The organism is Clostridium sp. CM027 (assembly GCF_024730565.1).
GTDB classification, from domain to species: domain Bacteria; phylum Bacillota; class Clostridia; order Clostridiales; family Clostridiaceae; genus Clostridium_AD; species Clostridium_AD estertheticum_B.
Map to the genome: position 1 here is coordinate 2,353,305 of NZ_CP077725.1, position 25,221 is coordinate 2,378,525.

At 32.2% G+C, this 25,221-nt stretch carries 28 protein-coding genes; 2 read left to right on the top strand and 26 right to left on the bottom strand.

Annotated elements, in window-relative coordinates; translation table 11 throughout:
* Positions 1-7 precede the first annotated feature (7 nt).
* The 19 genes from KTC92_RS11135 to KTC92_RS11225 all read right to left on the bottom strand — a co-directional run bounded on the left by KTC92_RS11135 (position 8) and on the right by KTC92_RS11225 (position 17,520).
* Positions 8-1,042 (bottom strand): rod shape-determining protein, encoded by a 1,035-nt coding sequence (locus tag KTC92_RS11135; RefSeq protein WP_216303345.1) that lies wholly within the window; start codon positions 1,040-1,042, stop codon positions 8-10.
* Between the two features lie 126 nt (positions 1,043-1,168).
* A complete protein-coding gene (gene spoIIID / locus KTC92_RS11140) occupies positions 1,169-1,423 on the bottom strand; it encodes a sporulation transcriptional regulator SpoIIID (protein WP_165413074.1) in 255 nt (84 codons plus the stop codon).
* A 119-nt stretch (positions 1,424-1,542) separates the two neighbouring features.
* Positions 1,543-2,322, bottom strand: a complete 780-nt coding sequence (locus KTC92_RS11145; protein ID WP_216303346.1) for a M23 family metallopeptidase — start codon at positions 2,320-2,322, stop codon at positions 1,543-1,545.
* A 237-nt stretch (positions 2,323-2,559) separates the two neighbouring features.
* Positions 2,560-3,603 carry a stage II sporulation protein D gene (gene spoIID / locus KTC92_RS11150; RefSeq protein WP_220286870.1) on the bottom strand — a complete coding sequence of 348 codons (1,044 nt, stop codon included), beginning with the start codon at positions 3,601-3,603 and terminating at the stop codon, positions 2,560-2,562.
* 325 nt (positions 3,604-3,928) lie between these two features.
* The gene (gene murA / locus KTC92_RS11155; protein WP_216303348.1) at positions 3,929-5,194 is read right to left on the bottom strand and encodes a UDP-N-acetylglucosamine 1-carboxyvinyltransferase; all 1,266 of its coding nucleotides are present in this window, start codon (positions 5,192-5,194) and stop codon (positions 3,929-3,931) included.
* A 26-nt stretch (positions 5,195-5,220) separates the two neighbouring features.
* Positions 5,221-5,940 carry a YwmB family TATA-box binding protein gene (locus KTC92_RS11160; RefSeq protein ID WP_220286869.1) on the bottom strand — a complete coding sequence of 240 codons (720 nt, stop codon included), beginning with the start codon at positions 5,938-5,940 and terminating at the stop codon, positions 5,221-5,223.
* 293 nt (positions 5,941-6,233) lie between these two features.
* Positions 6,234-6,632 carry a F0F1 ATP synthase subunit epsilon gene (locus tag KTC92_RS11165; RefSeq protein ID WP_216303350.1) on the bottom strand — a complete coding sequence of 133 codons (399 nt, stop codon included), beginning with the start codon at positions 6,630-6,632 and terminating at the stop codon, positions 6,234-6,236.
* A gap of 45 nt (positions 6,633-6,677) precedes the next feature.
* A complete protein-coding gene (gene atpD, locus KTC92_RS11170; RefSeq protein WP_216303395.1) occupies positions 6,678-8,072 on the bottom strand; it encodes a F0F1 ATP synthase subunit beta in 1,395 nt (464 codons plus the stop codon).
* Positions 8,073-8,087: 15 nt separating this feature from the next.
* Positions 8,088-8,942 (bottom strand): ATP synthase F1 subunit gamma, encoded by an 855-nt coding sequence (gene atpG / locus KTC92_RS11175; protein WP_216303351.1) that lies wholly within the window; start codon positions 8,940-8,942, stop codon positions 8,088-8,090.
* 118 nt (positions 8,943-9,060) lie between these two features.
* Entirely contained in the window at positions 9,061-10,578 is a 1,518-nt protein-coding gene (gene atpA / locus KTC92_RS11180) for a F0F1 ATP synthase subunit alpha (RefSeq protein ID WP_165413066.1), read from the bottom strand.
* A gap of 16 nt (positions 10,579-10,594) precedes the next feature.
* Positions 10,595-11,128 carry a F0F1 ATP synthase subunit delta gene (locus KTC92_RS11185; protein ID WP_216303352.1) on the bottom strand — a complete coding sequence of 178 codons (534 nt, stop codon included), beginning with the start codon at positions 11,126-11,128 and terminating at the stop codon, positions 10,595-10,597.
* A 1-nt stretch (position 11,129) separates the two neighbouring features.
* Positions 11,130-11,603, bottom strand: a complete 474-nt coding sequence (locus tag KTC92_RS11190) for a F0F1 ATP synthase subunit B (protein ID WP_187351425.1) — start codon at positions 11,601-11,603, stop codon at positions 11,130-11,132.
* 94 nt (positions 11,604-11,697) lie between these two features.
* Positions 11,698-11,946, bottom strand: coding sequence for an ATP synthase F0 subunit C (gene atpE / locus KTC92_RS11195; protein ID WP_165413064.1), 249 nt, complete (start codon positions 11,944-11,946; stop codon positions 11,698-11,700).
* Positions 11,947-11,973: 27 nt separating this feature from the next.
* The gene (locus tag KTC92_RS11200; protein ID WP_165413063.1) at positions 11,974-12,654 is read right to left on the bottom strand and encodes a F0F1 ATP synthase subunit A; all 681 of its coding nucleotides are present in this window, start codon (positions 12,652-12,654) and stop codon (positions 11,974-11,976) included.
* Between the two features lie 4 nt (positions 12,655-12,658).
* Positions 12,659-13,033 (bottom strand): ATP synthase subunit I, encoded by a 375-nt coding sequence (locus tag KTC92_RS11205; RefSeq protein ID WP_220286868.1) that lies wholly within the window; start codon positions 13,031-13,033, stop codon positions 12,659-12,661.
* 716 nt (positions 13,034-13,749) lie between these two features.
* Positions 13,750-14,880, bottom strand: coding sequence for a non-hydrolyzing UDP-N-acetylglucosamine 2-epimerase (wecB, locus tag KTC92_RS11210; RefSeq protein WP_220286867.1), 1,131 nt, complete (start codon positions 14,878-14,880; stop codon positions 13,750-13,752).
* A 43-nt stretch (positions 14,881-14,923) separates the two neighbouring features.
* A complete protein-coding gene (locus tag KTC92_RS11215; protein WP_216303355.1) occupies positions 14,924-15,952 on the bottom strand; it encodes a glycosyltransferase family 4 protein in 1,029 nt (342 codons plus the stop codon).
* Positions 15,953-16,068: 116 nt separating this feature from the next.
* Positions 16,069-16,557 carry a deaminase gene (locus KTC92_RS11220; RefSeq protein WP_216303356.1) on the bottom strand — a complete coding sequence of 163 codons (489 nt, stop codon included), beginning with the start codon at positions 16,555-16,557 and terminating at the stop codon, positions 16,069-16,071.
* Between the two features lie 234 nt (positions 16,558-16,791).
* Positions 16,792-17,520 carry an ATP-binding protein gene (locus tag KTC92_RS11225; protein WP_220286866.1) on the bottom strand — a complete coding sequence of 243 codons (729 nt, stop codon included), beginning with the start codon at positions 17,518-17,520 and terminating at the stop codon, positions 16,792-16,794.
* Between the two features lie 189 nt (positions 17,521-17,709).
* Here KTC92_RS11225 and KTC92_RS11230 point away from each other — a divergent pair, with 189 nt between their 5' ends.
* Entirely contained in the window at positions 17,710-18,405 is a 696-nt protein-coding gene (locus KTC92_RS11230; protein ID WP_216303358.1) for a Crp/Fnr family transcriptional regulator, read from the top strand.
* A gap of 203 nt (positions 18,406-18,608) precedes the next feature.
* On the top strand, positions 18,609-19,154 hold the full coding sequence (locus KTC92_RS11235) for an NADH peroxidase (RefSeq protein WP_216303359.1): 546 nt from the start codon (positions 18,609-18,611) through the stop codon (positions 19,152-19,154).
* Positions 19,155-19,240: 86 nt separating this feature from the next.
* Here KTC92_RS11235 and upp read toward each other — a convergent pair whose 3' ends face one another.
* From upp to prmC, 7 genes are all read right to left on the bottom strand, one after another.
* Positions 19,241-19,870, bottom strand: a complete 630-nt coding sequence (upp, locus tag KTC92_RS11240) for a uracil phosphoribosyltransferase (RefSeq protein ID WP_165413055.1) — start codon at positions 19,868-19,870, stop codon at positions 19,241-19,243.
* A gap of 27 nt (positions 19,871-19,897) precedes the next feature.
* The gene (rpiB, locus tag KTC92_RS11245) at positions 19,898-20,347 is read right to left on the bottom strand and encodes a ribose 5-phosphate isomerase B (protein ID WP_216303360.1); all 450 of its coding nucleotides are present in this window, start codon (positions 20,345-20,347) and stop codon (positions 19,898-19,900) included.
* A gap of 79 nt (positions 20,348-20,426) precedes the next feature.
* Positions 20,427-20,624, bottom strand: coding sequence for a hypothetical protein (locus KTC92_RS11250; RefSeq protein WP_216303361.1), 198 nt, complete (start codon positions 20,622-20,624; stop codon positions 20,427-20,429).
* A gap of 54 nt (positions 20,625-20,678) precedes the next feature.
* Entirely contained in the window at positions 20,679-21,725 is a 1,047-nt protein-coding gene (locus KTC92_RS11255) for an L-threonylcarbamoyladenylate synthase (protein WP_216303362.1), read from the bottom strand.
* Between the two features lie 127 nt (positions 21,726-21,852).
* On the bottom strand, positions 21,853-22,581 hold the full coding sequence (locus tag KTC92_RS11260) for a ZIP family metal transporter (RefSeq protein WP_216303363.1): 729 nt from the start codon (positions 22,579-22,581) through the stop codon (positions 21,853-21,855).
* A 548-nt stretch (positions 22,582-23,129) separates the two neighbouring features.
* Complete coding sequence (prfA, locus tag KTC92_RS11265) at positions 23,130-24,206, bottom strand: peptide chain release factor 1 (RefSeq protein WP_216303364.1); 1,077 nt, start codon at positions 24,204-24,206, stop codon at positions 23,130-23,132.
* 130 nt (positions 24,207-24,336) lie between these two features.
* Complete coding sequence (gene prmC, locus KTC92_RS11270) at positions 24,337-25,188, bottom strand: peptide chain release factor N(5)-glutamine methyltransferase (RefSeq protein ID WP_216303365.1); 852 nt, start codon at positions 25,186-25,188, stop codon at positions 24,337-24,339.
* Positions 25,189-25,221: the final 33 nt, after the last annotated feature.

The window sequence follows — 25,221 nt, forward strand, 5'->3', positions numbered from 1 at the left end:
ATACTTTTTATTCTGTTAAGCATAATTCTCTTCCATTGAATGAATTATCTAACTTATCCATATAATCCAATACTTTACCTGTTCCGAGTGCTACGCATGAAATCGGATCCTCCGCTAGATATACCGGAACTTTAGTAACCTCTTGTATGAGCTTACCTAAGCCTTTTAACAATGCACCTCCACCAGTCATAACTATACCTTTATCAGCTATATCTGCTGAAAGCTCAGGTGGTGTTTTTTCTAATACGGAATGTGCACATCCTGCTATTAAATATACCGCCTCTTTTAAAGCTTCTCTCATTTCTTCTGATGATACTTCTAAATTCTTAGGAAGACCTGTAATTAAATCTCTCCCTCTTATCTCCATGCTTGTCTTTTCTTCTTGTTTATAAGCACAACCTATGTTGATTTTTAAATCCTCTGCAGTCCTCTCACCAATCATTAATTTATGTTTTTTTCTGATATATTTTATAATCTCTTCATCAAACTTATCACCAGCTACTTTAACTGATTCACGTACAACCATGCCTCCTAAAGAAATAACTGCAATATCAGTCGTGCCTCCACCAATGTCAATAACCATATTACCACTTGCTCTAGTAATATCGAGTCCCGCTCCGATTGCCGCTGCTAGTGGTTCTTCTATAAGTTGAACTTTCTTAGCTCCGGCATTTCTACCTGCATCTTCTACCGCTCTTCTTTCTACTTCCGTTGCTTCGCAAGGTACACATATTACAACTTTTGGAGAAGATAGCCTTCTTTTCCCACAAGCCTTCTTGATAAAATGATTTAACATTTTTTCAGTTATGTCATAATCCGAAATAACACCGTCCCTCATAGGGCGTATTGCCACAATATTGCCTGGTGTCCTTCCTATCATTTGCCTAGCTTCTTCTCCTACTGCCAATACCTTATTATTATTTCTATCTATGGCAACAACAGAAGGTTCTTTTAATATAACACCTTTTCCTTTAATATATACAAGCACTGTAGATGTACCCAAATCTATTCCCATATCTGTACCCATTCTAAAAAAAAACATTTCAAAACCACTCCTGCTCTTTAGTATATTCAATATTTAAATTACACTAAACTCTATTCTATAAAGCTATAAGAAAACCCTCTTTTAATTTTAAAATTTTTTTATAGTTTTTAGCTTCGAATGTTTTTATCCTTGTGCTTCTTTATATTTCAATTTAGTTGCTCTTCCGCCTCTTATATGCCGCTCAGCTTTATTTATATCCAAAATTGTTTTTGCATCGCTGGCAATTTGAGGATTTATTGTGGGTAATCTTTCCGTCATATCCTTGTGTATAGTACTCTTGCTAACGCCAAACACTTTGGCAGTTCTTCTTATTGTAGATTTTGACTCGATAATGTACTTAGCAACTTCTAGTACTCGATCTTCAATATAGTCTTTCAAGTGTTGCCTCCTTAACCCTTATATATTTATAAATATGCATTATCTTGCTTTTAAATTCCATTCCAATTAGTCATCTTCTAATATATTTTTAAAAAATGGCTAATTGAGATGGTTATTGGTTATTTCTTAGTTTCTGCAGGTTGATATTTCTCATATTTTACATATTTAGCAGGATCAACATTCTTATTACTCTGCAGAACTTCAAAGTGTAAGTGAGATCCATATTCTTCCTTAAATGAATTTAAACTAGTGTTTCCCACTGTACCAATTTGCTGTTTTTTAGTTACTTTATCGCCTTTTTTTACTAATATTTTTTCATCTAGATTAGTACTGTTAGTAATAAATCCATTTTGATGATCAATCTTAACCATCTTACCTTTTTGGCCATTAACGTCAGTACCAACTTCTTTAACTATTCCATCCATAACCGCTACAACTGGCTCCCCTATTTTTGCTTGAATGTCAATACCTAAATTTGTCCTATAGCTTCCATCAGTCTTCCACACTACTGAATCAATATCTTTTGAATATGCCCTTGCTAGTAATCCATTTGCTACGGGATTTTCAAATTTAGCATTAACTGATTTAGATACTGCTGATGCCGCTTTTCCTGTTGTAACCTTTTTGATATCTGGTACCGCTTTAAGCGCTTCAGCCTTAGCTTTCTTTTCTTCTTTTACTTGAAGAGCACCCTCATATTCTTTTTGTTGCGCTTTTATAACATCTCCTGCATTTGCTTGTTGTTTTTGTAATGCTTCTTGCTTGCTTGAAAGCTTCTTATTATTATTTGCTGTTATAGACGCCACTGAAGCTACTATACATAAACAAACAAATAAAATTACATAGAATCCTTCCTTCTTAAAAAAATTTAATGTCTTATTGTTTTCATTCTTATTCATACAAACACCTCCATTTGTATTTTTGTCCATATTTTATTAAAACATACATATTTCCTAAAATTTATTTAAGTTAATCTACATTTTAATAATATTTATATTTTATAGTTTAAAACATATTTTAAATTTTAAATTATTCACCCTTAGTTTTGCTTAAATCATCTTCAAGTTTATTTTTATAAAAAGCAAAGCTGATTATCCATTTTTTATATAGGATAACCAGCTTATGTGTATTTTTTTTCATTTGGATATAACAGTCCCTTGATAATAATGAGTTAATATTTCAATATAGGTTTTCCCATCTTTCGCCATCGCATCCGCACCCCATTGACTCATCCCTACACCATGACCATATCCGCTGCAATCTATTTCTATATTGTTTAAATTAAACTTCATTTCAAAATTCGATGATTTTAAACCGAGCATTGTTCTAAACTTACTGCCTGTCATGGTTATATTCCCTACCTTAATACTCTTAACACTCCCTGCCTCAGTCCTATCAATTACCGTTATTTGTTTCTTAATATTAGTTGAGGTTACCTTAGCATTATTATAGTTTTTATTTATAATTCGACTTAGATCTTTATACTTTAAAATTTTACTACTCTTAAAGCTTCCTGCTCTTTCTTCGCCTGGACTTTCTACACTCCTTAAATAAGGTATGCTATCGCTAAATACCTCTTCGGAATTTTCCGTTTTCCCACTGCTAGTTGCAAAATAATAAGGTTCCATTACTAAGTTGTTGTTATATGTTAAAACTTGTCCTAATGTTCCTTTAACCGCCATTTTAATCTTATTCCAATTTTTTTCACCAGAATTTCCCCATTCTTTTATACGCTCTTCTTTAGTCCTATAAACTTGACAGTGGACTGTATCGCATAAATCAGCTCCATTACCATTTTTACATGGGGTTCCACCCATTTCTGTGACATGAGCTAAAGCATAAGTCCTAGCCGCCACTGCTTGAGATTTTAAAGCTTCTATTCCAAAATCAGCTGGCATTTCCGCTGCAACAACTCCCGTAACATATTCTTCTAAACTAAGTTCTTTTATATTATTTTCTTTTGACATAAAAACTTTAACTTTAGTGATTTTGGCTAGTGAACCATATTTTATAATATTTTCATTGTCTTCTACCTTAATTGCAGAGTTTTTACCCTTATTTATACTTTTATTATTTCCTACCCCCACTATTAAAACAGAAGTAATAACTATAAATGCAATAAATGCAGTTATTAATAGAAGGATATTTTTTAAATGTACTGTAATAAAAACTCTTCTCATTTTTTTCTCCTCTCGTTATAAAACAACCTTTACCTTATACATATTAAATAACTATAAAAAATATTACTTTTTTCCATTGACTAAATCCCTGTAAAATAATAGTGCATACTATTATGCATTTATTAATAGAGATAACGGATAAAAAGATTTAGACCAGTTGTAACCAAAAGGCACCCAAAAATAATATACTAGTCATTGTGCTAGTTTATTATTTTTAGGTGCTTATTATAAAATAATTGGAATATAACACTTATATATTCCAACTATCCAAGTTTAAATTATAAGTGAACCGCCATATATTTTTATCGCTTATTGAATTTCCCTGTTATTTATGAGAACTCACTCTTTCTATGTCTGCTCCTAGTCCCTTTAATTTCTCCTCAATAGAAACATAGCCTCTATCAATATGATATATATCATTTATTGTAGTTGTGCCCTCTGCTGTAAGTCCTGCAAGTATTAATGCCGCTCCCGCTCTCAAATCTGTAGCTGTAACTTCTGAACCTGTAAACCTATCTATACCTTCTATTACGGCACTTCTACCATCTATTTTTATATTTGCTCCCATTCTCTTTAATTCTGTGGCATGCATAAATCTATTCTCAAAAATAGTTTCTGTAATTATACTCGTTCCTTTTACTGTACACAGTAAACTCATCATCTGAGCTTGCATATCTGTAGGGAACCCAGGGTATGGCATAGTTTTTATATCTATTGGGCTTAACTTTTTCCTACCATCAACTATTATGCTATTTTTATTAATTTCTATTCCTACTCCCATCTCTGTAAGTTTTGCTATTATTGGTTTTGAATGAATTTCATCAATACCATTAATTTTAAACAAGCTTTTCGTTATTGCAGCAGTTATCATAAATGTACCCGCCTCTATCCTGTCATATATCGGCTTATAAACAACTTCTTTAAAATCTTTAACGCCTAAAATTCTTATAGTGTCTGTTCCTTCTCCATATATTTTTGCTCCCATAGCCCTTAAGAACTTTGCTAGGTCTACAATTTCTGGTTCTTCTGCTGCATTTCCTATTATTGTTTCTCCCTCGGCTAGCGTTGCTGCCATCATTATATTTTCCGTTGCCCCAACTGACGGATAATCTAAATATATATTGCTGCCTATTAGTTTTTTTGCTTTTGCTTCCACATACCCGTGACCTACTGATACTTCTGCACCTAAAGCTGCTAATCCTTTTAAATGAAGATCGATAGGCCTAGTTCCAATATTGCATCCACCCGGCAGAGAAATTTTGAAGTTTCCAAATCTTCCAAGCATAGGACCCATTATTAAAAAAGATGCTCTCATTTTTCTAACTAATTCATCATTAGCTCCATTATTAAATAAATTAGTAGTATTAATTTTCACCATTTTAGTAATTTTATCTATATTAATATCTGCTTTAAGAGATTTTAATACATCACAAATTACAAATACATCTTCAAGCATAGGAGCATTTTCAATGGTACAACTATTACCGTTTAATATTGTTGCTGCAAGTATAGGAAGAACCGAATTTTTAGATGCACTTATATCCACTTCACCTTCTAATTTTTTCCCACCTTTTATAACTAATTTATTCATTTACTTCCTCCATTATATTGTTATTTTTAATAAGTTGTAATTATTTCAGGTGTACCAATGATAATGTATCTTCCAGATGAATAATTACATACAGCATAATTAAAATCGATTGACTTTTTATTGATTACCAGCTCATCGTATTTTTTAGTATATGCTATAGTACTTAGTCCATTATTTATACTCACAGTCTCAATATTGTAAGTCCCATGGGATTTCAAAACTTTTATTATCCTATTATTAACACCATAAATGTCTTCATTTTTAACACTTGAACTACTCTCTCCCATTTTCGCCTTTAGGTATTGAAAGTATTTGATGTTTTTGCCTCTATAGCCAATACTAGTGCTAACTTTATTTTTAAGAGATACTAGTCCATTTTCGTTACCTATCTTACTTATGTTTATCGTTATATCATTCTCATTTTTGTATTTTAATGCTTCTATATATCCTTCAACATTTTCACCAGAAAACTCTATACAATAAGAATTCTCATTTTCGGAAATGTTTAATTTTATTTTTCTGTTATTAAGTTCTAAAGACTTAACTAAATAGTCACAAAATTGTTTTGGTTCTTCTCCAGTTTTAAAGCATGTTTTCAATCCATACTCCACAGTTTTGCTTTTAGTTTGGAGTAATATTTCATCGAATAAATTAACTACCTCCTGTGCATTTGAGATTTTAACATTAATTTGTAAAATAATTAGACTTAATACTATACACAAAAGTGCGATACTTTTTCTTTTCATTTTAATCCCCCTACCCTTCAATTAAATTCTTGACCATAATTTATTTTTTTATTCTATAAATAATGGTTTTTTAATATTCATGTTATTAATAAAATCATCCCCCAGCACAAGTGTGAAGAGGGCTATTTGATTCATTATATAGGTAGGGTTATTTTAAAAATTGATATTTAGTATATATCCATTCTTTATATTATTAATATATAAAATTTTAGTGGAAATGTGCTAAAAAAAATCAAATGCCATTTTTTATCAAAAAAAAATGAAGATATATTAATATCCTCATTTTATAATCTCTATCCTTTTGTCTTGATTCTTTCAAGCGCTCTTAAAATAGCATTCTCTGTTCTTATAAAACCAATTCCATGCTTATGTCTCAATCTTTCTTCTGCTCTTTCTTTAGCCTGCCTTGCTCTTTCAACATCTATATTCTCTGGCCATTCACAGGCACTACATAACATTTCTACCTCACCTTGAATCACTCTTAAAACTCCCGTTGATGTAAAAGCTTTTAACTTTTTACCACTTACATCTGTAAATGTTGTCACCGTAGGTTTTAATGGAGATATCATAGGAACATGATTGGCAAAAATACCAAATCTGCCATCATCACTCTCCGTGTTCAAACTCAGTATTTCACCACTATAAAACTCCTTTTCCGGAGTAAGTATAGTAAGCTTTATATGATTTTCCATATAAATACACTTCCATTTCTATGCACATATTCTTAAAATACTTTATTAACCAGCCATAGTTTTCGCTTTTTCTACTGCCTCTTCTATAGATCCAACAAACATAAATGCCGCTTCAGGTAAGTCATCATGCTTTCCTTCAATGATTTCTTTAAATCCTCTTACCGTTTCTTTTACTGGTACAAATTTACCTTTCATTCCTGTAAATTGCTCCGCTACAGTAAATGGTTGAGATAAAAACCTTTGAACCTTTCGCGCTCTTAATACTACCATCTTATCCTCTTCAGATAATTCATCTATCCCTAATATTGCAATAATATCTTGAAGTTCTTTATATCTTTCAAGGATACGTCTAACTTTTATTGTAACATCATAGTGTTCCCTACCAACTATTCTAGGATCAAGCATTGTTGAAGTAGATTCTAGTGGGTCTACCGCTGGATAAATGCCCAATTCAACTATCCCTCTAGAAAGCACTGTAGTAGCATCAAGATGACTGAATGTAGTAGCTGGTGCAGGATCAGTTAAATCGTCTGCCGGTACATATACAGCCTGAACAGATGTAATAGATCCTTGTTTTGTAGATGTAATTCTCTCTTGTAATTGTCCCATTTCCGTAGCAAGTGTTGGTTGGTACCCGACCGCACTTGGTATTCTGCCAAGTAGCGCAGACACCTCTGAACCTGCTTGTGTAAATCTAAATATATTATCTATGAATAAAAGTACATCTTGACCATGATCTCTAAAATATTCTGACATGGTAAGCCCTGTTAACGCAACTCTCATTCTAGCTCCAGGTGGTTCATTCATCTGTCCAAAAACTAAAGCCGTTTTAGATATAACTCCTGACTCTTTCATTTCATTATAAAGATCATTACCTTCCCTAGTCCTCTCACCAACTCCGGTAAATACTGAAAGTCCATTATGTTCTTTTGCAATATTATTCATAAGTTCTTGAATAAGAACCGTTTTACCAACTCCTGCCCCACCAAAAAGACCAATTTTACCACCTTTTTGATATGGCGCTATTAAGTCTATTACCTTAATACCTGTTTCAAACATTTCTGGCTCAACAGACTGTTCTGCAAATGTTGGGGCTAACCTGTGAATAGGCATATATTTATCTACTTTAACTTCTCCCATTTCATCCATAGGCTTTCCAAGAACATTAAACAGCCTTCCTAGTACTACATTCCCAACTGGAACTGATATTGGACTACCTGTATCAACTGCCTCAAGACCGCGGCTTAATCCCTCTGTGCCTTCCATAGCTATTGCTCTTATAATATCATCACCAATATGCTGTTCAACCTCGGCTACAACCACTCTATCATTCATCTGAATTTCAATACTGTTGTAAATATTGGGAAGACTATCTGAGTCAAACTTTATATCTATAACAGGCCCTATTATTTGAACTACTTTTCCTATATGTCCTGGCATTGTTTTCACTCCCTTTTACCTTTGAGCTTCCGCTCCTCCAACTATTTCTGAAATCTCTTGTGTAATTGCACTTTGTCTAATCCTATTATAACTTAAATTAAGTTTATCAAGTATATCATTGGCGTTGTTAGTAGCCGATCCCATAGACTCCATTCTAGCTCTGTGCTCACTTGCTTTTGAATGCAGCATAGAATTCAGCATTTTACCACTTAAAAATAATGAGGTAATCTCATATATTGCGTTTTCATCTATTGCCTCAATATCTACATACTCTTTACTGCCATTCTCTTCATTATCAGAACCTAGAGGAAGTAACTTTTCAATTATAACTTCATTTTTCAATGCCGAAATTAGCTTTTTATAAACAATGTAAACTTCACCAACATCTCCGCTACTATACATACCAAGTGCACGATTACTAATAGTAGAAGCTTCCTTTTGAGTAGGCACATCTAAAATTTCAACGTATTCAGCCACAGTTTCAATATTAATTTTTTTAAGTAAAGCTCTACCTTTTTGACCTACAATTATTACATTGTAATCTTCTTTATTGCTTTTTATGCTATTAGTTAGTCCATTAACTACTGACCAATTAAATCCACCACAAAGACCTGTATCTGATGTCAATACAACATACAATTTTTTGCTGTTATTGTTTCCTCGTGTATAGATACTATCATCTTCATAATTATCTTTAACCTGTTTAACAATTTCCTCAAGCCTATATAGATAATTATTGTTAACATCCACCTTATTTCTTATTTTTTTATATTTAGATGTGGCAACTAATCCCATGGCTCTGGTAATTTTTGTAGTATTTGTTATGGATTTTATTCTTCGCTTAATTGCAATAAGCCCCATACCTGCCATGTTTCACCTCTCTTTAGTCTTGATAATATATTATCAAGACAAATTAATTATCACCTAAAGGCGCTATTAATATCATCACCTTTAGGTGCTACACTAACGACTCGCCTCTAAAATGTCGTTAATATTTTTCAACTAAGAACATTTTTTTAAATTCATCTATAGCTTCAATAAGTTGTTGTTTTATTTTATCATCTAGTACCTTATTATCCATTATTGCTTTACCTACTTCTCTATGATGTGTGTCCATATACTCCAAAAACTCACTCTCGAATCTCGTTACTTGATGTACCGGAATATCCATAAGATGGTTATTTGTCCCAGCAAAGAAGATCATAACTTGTTTCTCTACTGACACTGGCATATATTGATCTTGCTTTAATATTTCAATTAATCTTTTCCCTTTTTCTAGTCTCATTTTTGCATCTTTATCAAGATCCGTACCAAATTGAGCAAAAGCTGCAAGCTCCCTATACTGAGCAAGTTCTAACCTTAAAGTTCCAGTAACTTGCTTCATGGCTTTTATTTGAGCATTTCCACCAACTCTTGATACAGATATTCCAGCATTAACTGCCGGTCTTTGCCCTGAATGAAACAATTCAGCTTCAAGAAATATTTGCCCATCCGTTATGGAAATAACGTTAGTTGGTATATATGACGTAACATCGCCTGCAAGAGTCTCTATTATAGGAAGGGCAGTTAATGAACCCCCACCTAATTTTTCTGAAAGCTTTGCTGCTCTTTCGAGTAGTCTTGAATGAATATAAAATATATCTCCTGGATAAGCTTCCCTACCTGGCGGTCTACGAAGTAATAGAGACATAGCTCTATATGCCACCGCATGTTTAGATAAATCATCATATACTATTAACACATTCTTACCATTATGCATAAAGTATTCTCCCATACTACATCCAGCATAGGGTGCCAAATACTGCAATGGTGCCGAATGAGAAGCTGTAGCCGCTACAACTATTGTATAATCTAGTGCTCCCATTTCAGATAGGGTATTAACAATATGTGCAACAGTAGATTGCTTTTGACCAATAGCTACATATATACATATAACATCTTTGCCCTTTTGATTTAAAATAGTATCTATAGTTAAAGCTGTTTTACCTGTTTGCCTATCTCCAATTATAAGTTCTCTTTGACCTCTTCCAATTGGTACCATAGAGTCTATTGCTTTTATTCCAGTTTGAAGTGGTTCTTTAACTGATTGTCTTTCAATAACTTCAGGCGCTTCGACTTCTACTGCTCTTGTCTCCGTAGTCTTAACTGGGCCTTTACCGTCTATTGGTACACCTAGAGCATCTACAACTCTTCCTATTAAAGCCTCACCTACAGGAACTTCTACTACTCTACCAGTTCTTTTTACTATGTCCCCTTCTTTGATGCCCTCTTCTGGTCCTAAAAGTACACATCCTACATTATCCTGTTCTAAATTTAGTGCCATACCAAATATTCCATTAGGAAACTCTAAAAGTTCATTTTCCATGCATTCATCTAACCCATATACTCTGGCAATTCCATCACCTATTTGAATTATTGTTCCTGAGTCAACAGTGTCAATCGTCTTTTCATATCTTTCAATTTCTTTCTTTATTATGGATGTTATTTCTTCTGGTTTTATATTCATAAACTCACCTCCATTCCTATTTAAACATTAATTTTTTCATTTCCTCTAATTTACTTTTTATCGTGCCATCAATAACGTCATCGCCAACCCTTATATACACTCCGCCTATAACGCTTTTATCTAATCTTTCATCAAATATGATTTTTTTATCATACATTTTGTATAATTTCATGCGCAAGTTTTCTCTTTCGGTTTCCTTGAGAGGTATTACTGTTTTAACCACCACCATTAAAGTGTTATTACGCTCTAAGTGGATTTTTTCCATCTGCTTAAGTTTTTCTGCTGTAAACAATATTCTGTCTTTTTCTATAAGAATAAGTAAAAAAGATAAAAGATCTTCATCAATTTTGCCCTTAAAAATCCTAATAAACATCTTCTTTTTTGCAGAAGTACTTATTTGTGGGTATTTAATAACTTTTAGGAACTCAGAGTCATTCTTCATAAGTGAAACTATTTCTCGCAAGTCATTTAAGTATTCTTCAACTTTCCCTTTTTCCTCGGCAACTGTATATAGTGCAAGTGCATATCTTTTATCTAAGTATTCATACATTTTAGCTACCTACCTTAAAAATAAAATCCTCAATCAGTCTTCTGTGCTCTTCTTCACCTATATGCTGTCCAAGAGCTTTTTCAGATAATACTAAAGATAAATCTATGACTTGCTTTTTAATTTCACTTTGCGCCTTTTCTCGCTCTCTATCTATTTCGACTCTTGATCTTTCAATAATAAGCAAAGCTTCTTTTTTTGCATCTTTAATTAATTCTCCAGATATCTTTTCTGCTTTTTGTTTGTATTTTTCAACTATTTCCTTACCCTCTTTTTTTGCTAAGTTTAATTTTTCACCATTTTCTATTTTCAATCTCTTAGCTTCTTCTTTATCATTCCTCGCTTGTTCAAAAGAAGAGTTTAATTCTTGTTTTCTTGTGTCTAAAATCCTATTTACTGGTGTAAATAAATAACGTTTAGCAATAAAAAGTAGTATAAGGAAATTTATCATTGCAGCTATAATATTACCTAAGTCCATCCCTATCTCCATATATATAAAATCTCGGTTTATAAATTTCTTTTACCATTACGAAACCGAAACTTTCACCTACCTTCCCTTTACCTATTTCTTTTTAACCTTTTACACCGAATAAAATTAATAATAACGCTATTAAGAAACCATAGATAGCTGTTGCCTCCGATAGTGCACCACCTATAACTAACACTCTTGTTATTTTATCACTAGCTTCTGGTTGTTTTGCAATACCCTCCACAGCCTTCGCTGTAGCATTTCCTGTTCCTATACCACCACCTATAACCCCAAGTGCTGCTATTCCAGCTCCTATTGCTGACATTCCTGCGACAAATCCTGTTGAAACCATAAAATATTCCTCCTATTCATTTTTATTTTACTCTTCTGAAGTTATTACAATATTAATCATTGTTAACATTACAAAAATAATCATTTGGATAGTACCATCAAATAAATCAAAATACATGTGTAACGGTATCGGTATTCCGAGTTGCGCCACCCAAGTAACGCTATTCAATGCACTATAAACTAATTCCATAATTATAGTTGCCGCAAACATATTTCCAAATAATCTTAGACTTAAAGATACCGGCAACATAATTCTCTCCATTATATTTACTGGAAGTAATAAAGGTAATGGTTTTGCATAGCCAGTAAAATACTGTATAACACCGGATTTCTTAATTGTATAACCCTGTATCACTATAAATGTAATTAAACTCATTCCCAAAGTTACACTATAGTCTGTAGTAGGTGGTTTTATTCCAAGTATACCTACTAAATTCATTGATAAAAGATAAATTCCTAATGTACCAATAAATGGAACAAAAGCCTTAAAATTTTTACCCATGGTCTCTTCTATTGTTTTTTGAACAAATTCTACAAAAATTTCAACTACACTCTGTTTTTTGTCTGGTATTTTTTTTAGATTTCTATTAATAAATGCTATTAGTAATATCAATACCAAAACTATTACCCACTGTGTTATTAAACTAGCTGTAATTTGAAAATTATATCCAAACAAATTCACACTAGGTAGTTGTGCGATCGTTGCCACTTACTCACTTCCCTTCACACTCTTTAATATTAATTCCGTAAAGTACTAGAGAAATCAATTGTGAACTATACCCCAATATAAACGCAATTATAGCAAAATTAGAATAATTAAAAACCATCAAGCCTGTTACGCATACTATAATCACCCTAAATACAAAGCCAAATAAAGTAACAACTCCATATTTGTTTTTTACTTTGCATAATATAAAATTAACAGATATTAAATTAAATAACAAATTAATACTTGCCAATATTAAACCTAATAAAAAAAACACTGCGTATTCCTTATTAATAAAATAAATTACTACAGTCCCAATAAGTGCTATAAAAAAGTTAAAAAAATTAATTTTTTTATACATCTGTGCTGATTTAACATTCACTTTTTTCTTCCTCTCATCATTCGCTAATATTTTTATATTATAGTCTACTAATTTTCATAAACAAAGCCTAGTATTTCTTAATTTTCAAAGCTATATAGCGCTATAAGTCGATTTTATATTAATAATCTTATGTTTCTTCTGTATATCTCTGTTTTAAGATATTTTAAGGCTTAAAGAATAATACATACTTGTTTTATTCAATTAATCTATTTCTTTCAATGTGCTCAATGTACTAAATGTTCGTAATATTCTCACTATTCTTCTCAATATTAATGGCTTTATTAACTTTTAATAACTTTAAAATATAGATTCTGTTCAGTTAAACATTTACAAAAAATCTATTAATAGATATATCTTCTATTAATTTTTTTTAATTTTTAAAACAATTGCAATATATATATTCTTTTAATTCAAAAATTTTATGCTATTTTACGTATTTCACCTTATAATTATCATCTAACGGTAAAAATATACATTGTATTTAGATATTTTAGTAGGTATAAGCTTTTAAATACCGTATATTATAATAAACGATATATTTAAGTCTACTTCGTTGTTATACATGCATTTGATTTTTTTCACTTCGTAAACTGTTATTTTAAGCTTATTCACTTGTAAAAACCGCAAAAAAATAAGTCTAAGAATTTAATTTCTGCCTCCTTAGACTTAGTTTAAAAATTATTTATTAGTACCTTAATTGCATTTCCCATATACCTTTATGTTTTATCTTTATCAAAGTAATTCACTAGTTCATCTACTATTTTAGCAGAAGCATTTCCATCTCCATAAGGATTAATTGAATTACTCATGTGATTATACTCATCTGCATTTCTAAGAAGATTATTAGCATGCAATACAATTTTATCTATATCTGTCCCAACTAGCCTTACAGTGCCAGCATGCTGCGCTTCTACTCTCTCCGTAACTTGCCTAAGAACTAAAACTGGTTTACCTAAATGAGGAGCTTCTTCCTGAATTCCTCCTGAATCGGTCATTACTAGATAACATTTTTTTATTAAATTATGAATTTCTTTTGTATCTATAGGCTGGAGTAAATGTATCCTACTTACGCCTTTTAAAATGCTGTAAACCGTATCTTTCACTACTGGATTAGGATGAACTAGATATAATACTTCGACATTTCGATTTTCTTCAACAACAATTCTCAAAGCATTACATATATTTTCAATTCCAATTCCCCAATTTTCTCTTCTGTGAGCCGTAACCATTATGACTTTTTTGTTTTCATAATCAATTTCATTTAGCTCACAATTTTCAAAAATATACTTCTCTTTAATTGTAAACTTCATAGCATCAATAACTGTATTTCCCGTAACAAAAATAGTACTTCCCTCTATTCCCTCTCTTAATAGGTTTTCTTTAGAGGTCGTTGTAGGTGCAAAATGCAAATCTGCTAAAGCGCCAGTTAACTTCCTATTAATTTCTTCTGGGTAAGGAAAAAATTTATTATGACTTCTTAGCCCTGCTTCTACATGACCAACAGGTATTTTTCTATAAAAAGCTGCCAGAGACGCTGCAAATGTTGTTGTTGTATCTCCATGTACAAGTACTATATCCGGTTGTTCTTTTTCAAAAATCTCCTCTAAACCTTGAAGAACAGAACATGTTATCCCCGTTAAGCTTTGTTTCGCTTTCATTATGTTTAAATCATACTGAGGTACAATATCAAAAATTTCCAAGACTTGATCTAATATTTCTCTGTGCTGCGCTGTGACACATACCGTGCATTGTATTTGAGAATTTTTTTCTAATTCCTTAATAAGAGGTGCCATTTTTATAGCCTCAGGTCTTGTACCAAATATTACTATAACCTTAATATTTTCCACCAGATACCTCCTAATTTTAATTTATAACCACATGTTAACTAAATTACTCTTTTTGCTGAAAAATTCCATATTTCCAAGCCACTAAAACTATTATAACCATTACTGATGCTAACAAAAAATATGCCCTTTGATTACTAATTTGCATAGCTATAATGGCAATCCCACCTAAAACAGCGCTTATAAAATACATGATAATAACTGCTTGTTTTTGGCTGAGGCCCATATCCAAAAGCCTATGGTGCAAATGGCCTTTATCTGCTTGCATCATAGATTTCCCATTAACTTTCCTTCTAATCATAGCGAAAAGAGTATCATAAATAGGTAATCCAAAAGCTAAAATTGGTACTGCAATAACAAAAGATGTTGCAGATTTAATAGCCCCTTCAATTGAAATAGCTGCCAGAAGAAACCCTAGTAATTGAGATCCCGTATCCCCCATAAATATAGAAGCTGGATTGAAATTGTATGGTATAAATCCTAAAACAGCACCACTTAAGACAGCAGTCAAAAATGCTGCTTCGAGTCTTCCATTAAGCAAAGAAACTATCATTAAGGTAACAGAAGATATAAATGCTATACCTGCTGCTAAACCGTCTAATCCATCTATTAGATTAAAAGCATTAGTCACACCTACAATCCATATTATTGTTACCGGGATGTAAACCCATCCTATACTTAGATAAGGGTAAAATTCTCTAAAAGGGTTAGTTACAGTTGATATCCTTATACCTGATACTAAAAGGCATATGGCCGCTATAACCTGTATTAAAACCTTATATTTAGGACTTAAATCTTTAATATCATCTATAATGCCCCCAATAACAATAATAGTTGCTCCAATAATTATACCTATTTGGGAAGTTGTTAGGATGCCATTATATAAAATTATTCCTATAACAAAGGCTATGTATATAGCGAGCCCTCCCATAACTGGAATAGGCTTATTATGAACTCGCCTTTCATCTTTAGGAATATCTATGGCATTCACCTTTATTGCTAATTTCTTAACTAAAGGGGTAATTATAAAAGAAATTAAAGCTGTAATTATTGCTAAAATATACCTATTACTCATAAAAAACCTTTCTTTCACAAAAATATTGTTTCTATTTGATAAATATAGATTAAATCATCTCCTGCGGAGCTGAAATGTCGTTAAAGTTTATGAAACCAATTTACAGAATTTCATAATTAATATCCACCATCACCTTGAATTGAATCATCATTTTCTATCCATTCCTCTACATATACAATTTTATATTGCGTTTTGTTATCTCTAATTATTACCTTCTCTATACCCGAATTAATTATAAACCTCTTGCACAAAGAACATGGAGACGCATTTATAACTAATTCACCACTATTAACCTCTTTCCCAACTAAATACAAAGTCGACCCTAACATATCATTTCTCCGGGCTGATATAATTGCATTTTGCTCAGCATGTACTGATCTACAAAGTTCATACCTTGTCCCTCTTGGGACTTTTAATTCTTCTCTTCTACAGACCCCTAAATCACAACAATTCGCTCTTCCTCTAGGCGCTCCTGAATATCCAGTAGACATAATTTCATCATTTTTCACTATTATAGCTGCAAAATTTCTACGTAAACAAGTACCTCGTTCAGATATTGTTTCGCATATATCCAAATAATAATTATGCTTATCAATTCTTTCCATAATTATACCTCATATAAACATATTTTAATTATGTAGATTAAAAATTAAAAACTAAATTTATAATCTAATAATCAATCACTGTTATTTTACACTAAAACAACGATGATTTAAAGTGTTTAATGAACTATATATGCTAACTTACTATAAAGCACGTCAAGAGAAACATATATTATATGCCTCCTTGACGTGCTCAAGTATAGAAAGGGGGTGGGTTCGCAGCCCTCTATATCAATACTAAATTATTACTCCGTTTATACCAATAGTTACCTCTTTGTATGGAACTATTATTCCAGCTCGAAGCATAGCTTCCTTTACAGAATTAACAATACCCGCGCAACAAGGTACCTCCATTCTAACTACCGTAATGCTTTTAATATTATTATTTTCTAATATCTCTGAAATTTTTTGTCTGTAATAATCATTATCATCGAGCTTTGGGCATCCTATTAACGTTACTCTTTCTTTAATAAATTCCTTATGAAAACCCCCATAAGCATACGCCGTGCAATCTGCAGCAATTAATATATCTGCACCCTTTAAAAATCCTGCCTTTGAATTAACTAGCTTTAACTGTACTGGCCATTGGTTTAATTCTGACTCTAGTGGCGAAGCATCGTAACTGCTTATTTTAGTTGCAGCTAGTTTAATATTCAAATTCACATTTCTTTTTATGGATTTTTCCATTGTACCAGGACATCCACAGGGTAAATTTGGTTTAGCATCATTTTGTTTCTTTTTTATTTCAACGGCCTGTACGTCATACTCTACAGCATCTCTTTGTATTATTTTAATAGCATCTGTTGGGCACCCTGGCAGACAATCTCCCAGACCATCACAATATTCATCGCTTATTAATTTAGCCTTACCGCTAACGAGCTCTATGGCTCCTTCATGACAAGCATTTATGCATAATCCGCAACCATTACATTTATTTTCATCTATACTAATAATATTCCTTTTCATATTTTAACTCCTCCATTTTTTATATATTCACATTGATGCCCATTCAAATAAATAACAATTCGTATACTATTTTATTTATCTTCATGTACCTAATTAATTTTTTAATTGACTGTATATGTTAATTATATTAAAATTACTTATACTAATATGTAACTTACGTTACCAAAATAAAAATTTGAGGGTGATTTGATGGATAAACTGGTAAATCATTTAAAACAGTGTATTTTATTTAAAGGTTTAACTTGTGACGAATTGCAAAATTTAATTACAAGTATAAATTATTCAATCTCCAATAACTGCAAAAATTGTACTGAATGCCAAACCTGCATTGTTGCTCTTGAGGGTGAAATCTGTGAATCTCTAGGCATTGTAATTGAAGGTAAACTAGAAGTACAAAAACATTATGCTAGTGGAAAAGTTGTTACCCTTGCAAAATTAGATAAAGGAAAAATTTTTGGAGAAGCAATCGCTTTTTCAGAGACAAATATATACCCAGCTACTATAGTATCTTATAAAGGTTCAATTATACTTTATATTTCAAAAAAAGATATTATAGCTATGTGTAGCTCCTACCCTAAAGTACTAAACAACTTCATGCAATTATTATCAAGTAAAATTCTTTTATTAAATAAAAAGATTAAAGAACTCTCTTTTGAAACCCTAAGGCAAAAAATATCTAATTACTTACTTTCTCAATATGAAATTCAAAAAAACTTAGCACTCCTACTTCCTATTTCTAGAAAAAGCCTTGCTGATCATCTAGGTGTACAGAGACCATCTCTTTCAAGAGAGCTCGTGAATATGAGAGCTGATGGCTTAATAGATTTCAACAAGAATTTAATTCAAATAAAAGATTTAGCTGGCATAGAAAATATATTAAATTAGCAACTTGTCGAATATGCTCGAACTTTTTCCACTAAAAGATATTAAATTTTACTTGATAATTATTATCCGTTAGTGTATAGTAGTAATTGTAGCAAAGATAAACACATATTTTTTATTTATTTAGTAAATTATATAACTAATATACGAGGGGATACAATTTATAATTGTTATCTTACTCAAAAGAATACGAGGGGGAAATTAATATGAAGAAATTTGTTTGTACAGTATGTGGATATATTCACGAGGGAGACTCCGCACCTAGCGTTTGTCCAGTTTGTGGTGCAAAAAGCGATAAATTTATAGAGAAAACTGAAAATGATATGTCATGGGCAGATGAACATGTCATTGGAGTTGCTAAAGGCGTAGATGCAGAAATTATAGAAGGATTAAGAGCTAACTTTGTTGGAGAATGTACTGAAGTTGGTATGTATTTAGCAATGAGCCGTCAAGCTGATAGAGAAGGCTTCCCAGAAGTCGCAGAAGCTTATAAGAGAATAGCTTTTGAAGAGGCTGAACATGCTTCAAAATTCGCTGAAATGCTTGGAGAAGTTGTAACCGCAGACACTAAGAAAAACCTTGAAATGAGAGTTGATGCTGAACACGGAGCTTGTCAAGGTAAAAAAGATTTAGCTACTTTAGCTAAAAAACTTAACTATGATGCAATTCATGATACAGTACATGAAATGTGCAAAGATGAAGCACGTCACGGCTGCGCATTTAAGGGATTACTTAATAGATATTTTCAATAAAATTCAATTAAGTAAAAAAAAGCAACTTACAGATAATTTTCTGTAAGTTGCTTTTTAAGTTTTCATATATAAATTGTAATATTTAACTATTTAGTTCCGAATAATCTATCTCCAGCATCACCAAGACCCGGTACAATATATCCTTTTTCATTTAATTTTTCATCAATTGAGGCTACATATATATCTACATCTGGGTGTGCCTCCGTAATAGCCTTAATTCCCTCAGGTGAAGCTATAAGACACATAATTCTTATATTTTTTGCTCCTCTTTTCTTAAGAGCTGAAATTGCATCTATCGCAGAACCTCCTGTAGCAATCATAGGATCCGTAACAATTACATCTCTTTCACTAATGTCCTGAGGCAATTTACAGAAGTACTCAACTGGTTGCAACGTTTCCTCATTCCTATACATTCCTATATGTCCAACCTTAGCTGCCGGTATAAGATTTAGCATACCATCAACCATTCCTAAACCTGCTCTTAATATAGGTACTATAGCCATTTTCTTTCCAGCCAAAACTTTGCATTTAGTAATACAAATAGGAGTTTCAATTTCTACTTCTTCTAATTGTATATCACGTGTAACTTCATAAGCCATAAGCATTGCGACCTCTGAAACTAACTCTCTAAAATACTTTGAACCTGTGTTTTTGTCTCTTATGTATGCCAATTTGTGTTGTATAAGTGGATGTGTGATTTGCGTTACTTTACTCATATGTAATTCCTCCTGCTTTTTTAATGTTTATTTAGAGTATTTTTCCTCAATTTTATTTATTTTATCAATTCTTTTTTGATGTCTGTCCCCTTGAAATTTTGCAGCGATAAAAGTATCTACAATATCTAGGGCTAACCCGGTGCCAATAACTCGCTCGCCAAGCGCTAGTATGTTAGCATTATTATGCTCGCGCGTTGCATGGGCGCTAAAAGTGTCGCTGCATAGTGCAGCTCTTATCCCAGGTACTTTATTGGCAGCAATACTTATTCCAATCCCTGTACCGCATATTAGTATACCAAGTTCAAAATTTTTAACTGCTATTTCCTGTGCAACTTTTAGAGCATAATCTGGATAATCACAAGACTCCTCAGTATAAGTACCAAAGTCCGCTATCTGGATGTTTTTACTCTCCAGATGTTTAATAATCTCTTTTTTCAAACTTAAACCACCATGGTCACTACCTAATGCTATTTTCATTATGAAACACCTCCAAGAAATATTTTATTATCTAAAGATATTATGTTACAAAAAAAGAAGATATCGGTATTTAAATAAACTATTTAAATACTATTATCTTCTTTATCTTATCCAATAATAAGAATACATTATTCTTTAATCCACTAAATTCTTTCGAATATACTAAGACATCTTTAACATATGGGTCTATAATATTTATAGTATATATTTTACTATAAATAGCTTCTAGCATATAGTTTCTTCGCATTTTTTCATTACAAATATACGATATACCCATAGTTATCCTCCTCATATTCATCTGGAATAGATATCAACTATAAATTGTTATCTACTATACTTCAATCATATCAAAGCCTGCAGATTTCTTAAGCCTATTCATTATAGCAACACCTATACCCTTTTCCTCAAACGCTTCTGATAATATTAAATCTACATCGGTATCATCAAAACTTCTTAAAACTTCAAAAAGATTTTTGCCCACGCTATCTAAGTGCTTTCTGCTACCTAAGGAAATAACAGTGCCGCAACAATATTTAGCTTTAGTTTCATCTGTCGCTATAATCCCTATTTTTTTATTGCCCATATTATTCTGCACTATTTCATTGATTTTTGCAACAGTTTTTTCTAAATCTCCACATATAATTTTAACTGGAGATTTTGGTGCATAATGCCTATACTTCATACCAGGTGCTTTAGGTTTAAAATCGTCCTTTGGTTTAGACATTATATTTTTATCAATATATATTTTCTCATCTATCTCTCTTAACATCTCAATGGTTATAGCCCCCGGCCTTAGTATACATATAGGGGTACAAGTACAATCAACTATTGTTGACTCAAGGCCTACTTTACTTTTATCTCCCCCTAGAATATACTCTATCTTTCCATTTAAATCTTCAATACAACTTTCTACATCAGTTGGACTGGGTCTACCAGATATATTAGCTGATGGGGCTGCAATAGGTGTTCCAGCTGCCTCAATAAGTTTTCTTGCAATGAGGTTCGCTGGCATACGTATACCTACAGTATTGAGTCCCGCACTTGTAGTTATAGGTATCAAATCAGACTTATTAAAAATAAGCGTTATTGGTCCAGGCCAGTATCTATTCATAATTTCTTTGGCTATATAGGGTATTTCTTTAACTAAATACTCTATATTAAAATCTGCCACATGCACAATAAGGGGGTTATCCTGTGGTCTTCCCTTAGCCTTAAAAATTTTTTCTACAGCAATCTTATCTAAGGCATTCGCACCAAGACCATAAACTGTTTCCGTAGGAAAAACAACTAATCCGCCTTCAGCTATAACGAGCCCAGCCTCATTAATTATATTTTGTTCAATATTATTTTCATCTATTATTGTTATCTTCGTTTTCATCCTTACACCTCTTAATTAAATCATCATCTGCGGTGCTGCACATCTTCGAAGAAGATGCATTGACGACTTGAGAAGGAGATTTATACCCTCACTTATAGAAGTGGGAAGCTTTCCTTCTGAAATGTCGTTAAAGCACATTAGTCACTATTAACCCAACTATTATCCCCAAAAGTATTCCCAATGTGTTTGTGATTCCTGACCAAAGCTTTTTAGACTGTGGAATCATCTCTCCGTAAATCACATATAACATAACACCTGACGCAAATGCTAGAGCACCACCTAATATATTTACAGATATGCTGCCAATATAAATTCCTATCCAAGCGCCAATTGCAGTAGGCAAGGCTGTTAAAAATGCGTAAAATAATATTTTTCTGCTTTTTGTCCCCGAAAGCATTAGAGGTGCTGCCACAGCCAAGCCTTCCGGCACATCATGTATTGCAATTATAACGCTCATTTTAAGTCCTAAGTTCTCTCCGTTAACAAACCCAAATCCCATTATTAGACCTTCTGGAAAATTATGAATCATTATTCCAATGGCAACCATAAAAGCCACCTTTGTATATTGAGAATTTGCATTGCCACTTAAATTGCTGATTTTGTCTATTGTTACAACAACAATAATTCCTAGGATTAAAAATAATAAGGTTCCTAGCAATCCTGTTTTTTCTGTAGCTTCTGGAATAAGTTCAAAAACTACAATAGAAAGCATAAGTCCTGATGAAAATCCTATAATATTTCCTAAGAACTTTTGTGAAGGTTTGTTTATAATAACACCTAAAAACGCCCCTGTCATAGTACCAATCAAAGCTATTACTCCTGAAAATATGATTATCAAAACAATACTACTATTCAAATTTATACCCCCACTTTTATAGAATTATAATCATATATGCTACAATTCCATATGAGAATAAAGTATAGAAGCGTTTAGCTTTATGCTTATTTCCCTATACACTAATTTTATTTGTGTCAGTGGGGGTTTATGCCGCAATCTTTAATTTTTTCTATATCATCATCAGAAAAGACTGCTTGAACACAAGGTCTATATAAGTTATCTAGTAAAATATATTTCTTAAATCCACCTTTATTAATTATAAAATAGAAATAAGTTTCCTCTAAATTTTGAATTTTAATTTGTTATGAAGTACTACAAACGTAATCATCAGCTCGATGCAAACTAAATATATTATAAAAAAATATATTTATAATCTTTGATCTATTAATATATTTGGCGATAAAACAAAAATAAAGCACATTGATAGCATAAACATTTGTAAGTCCTCTTTTGCTTTCTAATGGCTTTATTTATATTCATAATTTCACCTTTCACTTATAATAATTAGAGTCCTTATAAAACACAAATCAATATGCTAGTCTATTTTCATGTGCCTACACTAAATTCTAATCATTATTACCCATGGATTTCATCTTTTCTGCTTGATCAGCAGTTATCAAGGTATTTAGCATTTCATCTATATCTCCATCAAGAAAAGATTCTAATCTATACAATGTTAACCCTATTCTATGATCTGTTACCCTTCCTTGAGGATAGTTGTAAGTTCTTATTCTCTCACTTCTATCTCCCGTACCTACTTGACTCCTTCTATCTTCAGCTATTCCTGCCGATCTTTCAGCCTCAGCTTTATCAAACAATCTAGATTTTAATATTTTTAGTGCTTTTTCTTTATTCTTTAACTGAGACTTCTCATCCTGACAAGAAACTACAAGTCCTGTAGGGATATGTGTCATTCTTACTGCTGAATCTGTTGTATTAACACACTGTCCGCCATTACCAGATGCTCTAAACACATCTATCCTTAAATCGTTAGCACTAACTTCAATGTCTACATCTTCAACCTCTGGCAGCACTGCTACAGTAGCCGTAGACGTATGAATTCTTCCGCTCGACTCTGTATCTGGAACCCTTTGAACCCTGTGTACTCCACTTTCGTATTTAAATTTACTATATGTAGATTCACCTTTTATCATAAATACCACTTCTTTGAATCCGCCAATATCAGTTTCATTAGCACTCATTACTTCAACTTTCCATCTATTACGCTCTGCATATCTTGTATACATTCTGAATAGATTTGCTGCAAACAATGCTGCTTCATCTCCACCTGCTCCTGCCCTAATTTCAACAAATACATTTTTATCATCATTTGGATCCTTAGGCAAAAGTAAAATTCTTAATTCTTCCTGCATAGTTTCTTTAGTTTGAGTTAAGTCCTTCATCTCTTCTTGAATCATATCTTTCATTTCTTTATCTGATTCTTCTCTAAGCATTTCTTTGTTTGATTCTAAATCCTGCTTAGCTTTTTTATATATTCTATATTTTGTAACGAGTATTTCCAATTCTGCATGTTCTTTGCATAACTTTTGCCATTCCTTTTGATTAGCTATAACCAACGGGTCGCAAATTTTAATTGAAATCTCATCGTATTTATTTTCTGTAAAATCAAGCCTACCCAACATATTTATCACTCCGTATATATATTTTCACATCATATTATTTTATCACAATTAGATTCAAAATACAAATTGCATCTAGCTAATACACCTTCGTCGAAGCTGTGTATCTCCGCAGGAGATGATTTAACATTTATTACACTAAAATGGCTTTAATGACCCTATCATTCCCAGCCAAATCTTTAATACATTCTATTTTCTTAAATCCTGATTTTAAAAGAATATTGCTAACTTCTTCTCTTTGATCATATCCTATTTCAAAAGCTAAGAGCCCTCCCTTTTTCAAAACCTGTAAACTCTCTTCTGTAATCCTCCTGTAAAAATCTAAACCATCTCTTCCACCACTAAGGGCTATATACGGTTCATATTCCTTTACATCATCCATTAAAGTTGGTATAACATCTTCTCTTATATAAGGTGGATTGGAAACTACCACTTCAAATTTCTTGTTTTGTTCAATAGGAGCTTTCAATAAGTCACTATTCTCCACGTTAACTCTAATAGCCAAGTCAAATCTTTCTATATTCAATTTTGCCACAGTTAAAGCGTCATCAGCTATATCATACAGCGTTACCTTCGTACTTTTAATGAATTCAGCTATGGCTATGCCAATAGCTCCACTTCCACTACAAACATCACACACTTCAGTATAAGCTTTTTCATTTATATGCCTAATTACTTCTTCAACTAAAATTTCAGTGTCAGGCCTCGGTATCAAAACTCCTGGCCTTACTATAAAATCCATTCCCATAAATTCGCATTCACCAAGAATGTATTTTATAGGCATTTTACTTTTTCTAATCTGAATTAACCGCGAAAATTCATTTTCCTGCTTTTGATTAAGATTAAAATCTCTATTAAGCATTATGAACAATTTATCCTTATTTAAAACCTTAGCAAGTAAGAGTTGTGAATCCAACAAATAACTTTCAATCTGAACTTTTTTTAAAATTTCATACGATTCTAGAAGTATTTCTCCTATATTCATTTCCTACCACCTTCATTTATGATTACCACGGGA

What these genes read in the sequence shown, in the direction of transcription:
- KTC92_RS11135 (WP_216303345.1), bottom strand. Translation starts at nt 1,042, where the DNA reads ATGTTTTTTTTTAGAATGGGTACAGATATGGGAATAGATTTGGGTACA.
- KTC92_RS11145 (WP_216303346.1), bottom strand. Translation starts at nt 2,322, where the DNA reads ATGAATAAGAATGAAAACAATAAGACATTAAATTTTTTTAAGAAGGAA.
- spoIID (WP_220286870.1), bottom strand. Translation starts at nt 3,603, where the DNA reads ATGAGAAGAGTTTTTATTACAGTACATTTAAAAAATATCCTTCTATTA.
- murA (WP_216303348.1), bottom strand. Translation starts at nt 5,194, where the DNA reads ATGAATAAATTAGTTATAAAAGGTGGGAAAAAATTAGAAGGTGAAGTG.
- KTC92_RS11160 (WP_220286869.1), bottom strand. Translation starts at nt 5,940, where the DNA reads ATGAAAAGAAAAAGTATCGCACTTTTGTGTATAGTATTAAGTCTAATT.
- KTC92_RS11165 (WP_216303350.1), bottom strand. Translation starts at nt 6,632, where the DNA reads ATGGAAAATCATATAAAGCTTACTATACTTACTCCGGAAAAGGAGTTT.
- atpD (WP_216303395.1), bottom strand. Translation starts at nt 8,072, where the DNA reads ATGCCAGGACATATAGGAAAAGTAGTTCAAATAATAGGGCCTGTTATA.
- atpG (WP_216303351.1), bottom strand. Translation starts at nt 8,942, where the DNA reads ATGGCAGGTATGGGGCTTATTGCAATTAAGCGAAGAATAAAATCCATA.
- atpA (WP_165413066.1), bottom strand. Translation starts at nt 10,578, where the DNA reads ATGAATATAAAACCAGAAGAAATAACATCCATAATAAAGAAAGAAATT.
- KTC92_RS11185 (WP_216303352.1), bottom strand. Translation starts at nt 11,128, where the DNA reads ATGTATGAATACTTAGATAAAAGATATGCACTTGCACTATATACAGTT.
- KTC92_RS11190 (WP_187351425.1), bottom strand. Translation starts at nt 11,603, where the DNA reads ATGGACTTAGGTAATATTATAGCTGCAATGATAAATTTCCTTATACTA.
- atpE (WP_165413064.1), bottom strand. Translation starts at nt 11,946, where the DNA reads ATGGTTTCAACAGGATTTGTCGCAGGAATGTCAGCAATAGGAGCTGGA.
- KTC92_RS11215 (WP_216303355.1), bottom strand. Translation starts at nt 15,952, where the DNA reads ATGAGTAATAGGTATATTTTAGCAATAATTACAGCTTTAATTTCTTTT.
- KTC92_RS11220 (WP_216303356.1), bottom strand. Translation starts at nt 16,557, where the DNA reads ATGGAAAGAATTGATAAGCATAATTATTATTTGGATATATGCGAAACA.
- KTC92_RS11225 (WP_220286866.1), bottom strand. Translation starts at nt 17,520, where the DNA reads ATGAAAAGGAATATTATTAGTATAGATGAAAATAAATGTAATGGTTGC.
- KTC92_RS11230 (WP_216303358.1), top strand. Translation starts at nt 17,710, where the DNA reads ATGGATAAACTGGTAAATCATTTAAAACAGTGTATTTTATTTAAAGGT.
- KTC92_RS11235 (WP_216303359.1), top strand. Translation starts at nt 18,609, where the DNA reads ATGAAGAAATTTGTTTGTACAGTATGTGGATATATTCACGAGGGAGAC.
- upp (WP_165413055.1), bottom strand. Translation starts at nt 19,870, where the DNA reads ATGAGTAAAGTAACGCAAATCACACATCCACTTATACAACACAAATTG.
- rpiB (WP_216303360.1), bottom strand. Translation starts at nt 20,347, where the DNA reads ATGAAAATAGCATTAGGTAGTGACCATGGTGGTTTAAGTTTGAAAAAA.
- KTC92_RS11250 (WP_216303361.1), bottom strand. Translation starts at nt 20,624, where the DNA reads ATGGGTATATCGTATATTTGTAATGAAAAAATGCGAAGAAACTATATG.
- KTC92_RS11255 (WP_216303362.1), bottom strand. Translation starts at nt 21,725, where the DNA reads ATGAAAACGAAGATAACAATAATAGATGAAAATAATATTGAACAAAAT.
- prfA (WP_216303364.1), bottom strand. Translation starts at nt 24,206, where the DNA reads ATGTTGGGTAGGCTTGATTTTACAGAAAATAAATACGATGAGATTTCA.
- prmC (WP_216303365.1), bottom strand. Translation starts at nt 25,188, where the DNA reads ATGAATATAGGAGAAATACTTCTAGAATCGTATGAAATTTTAAAAAAA.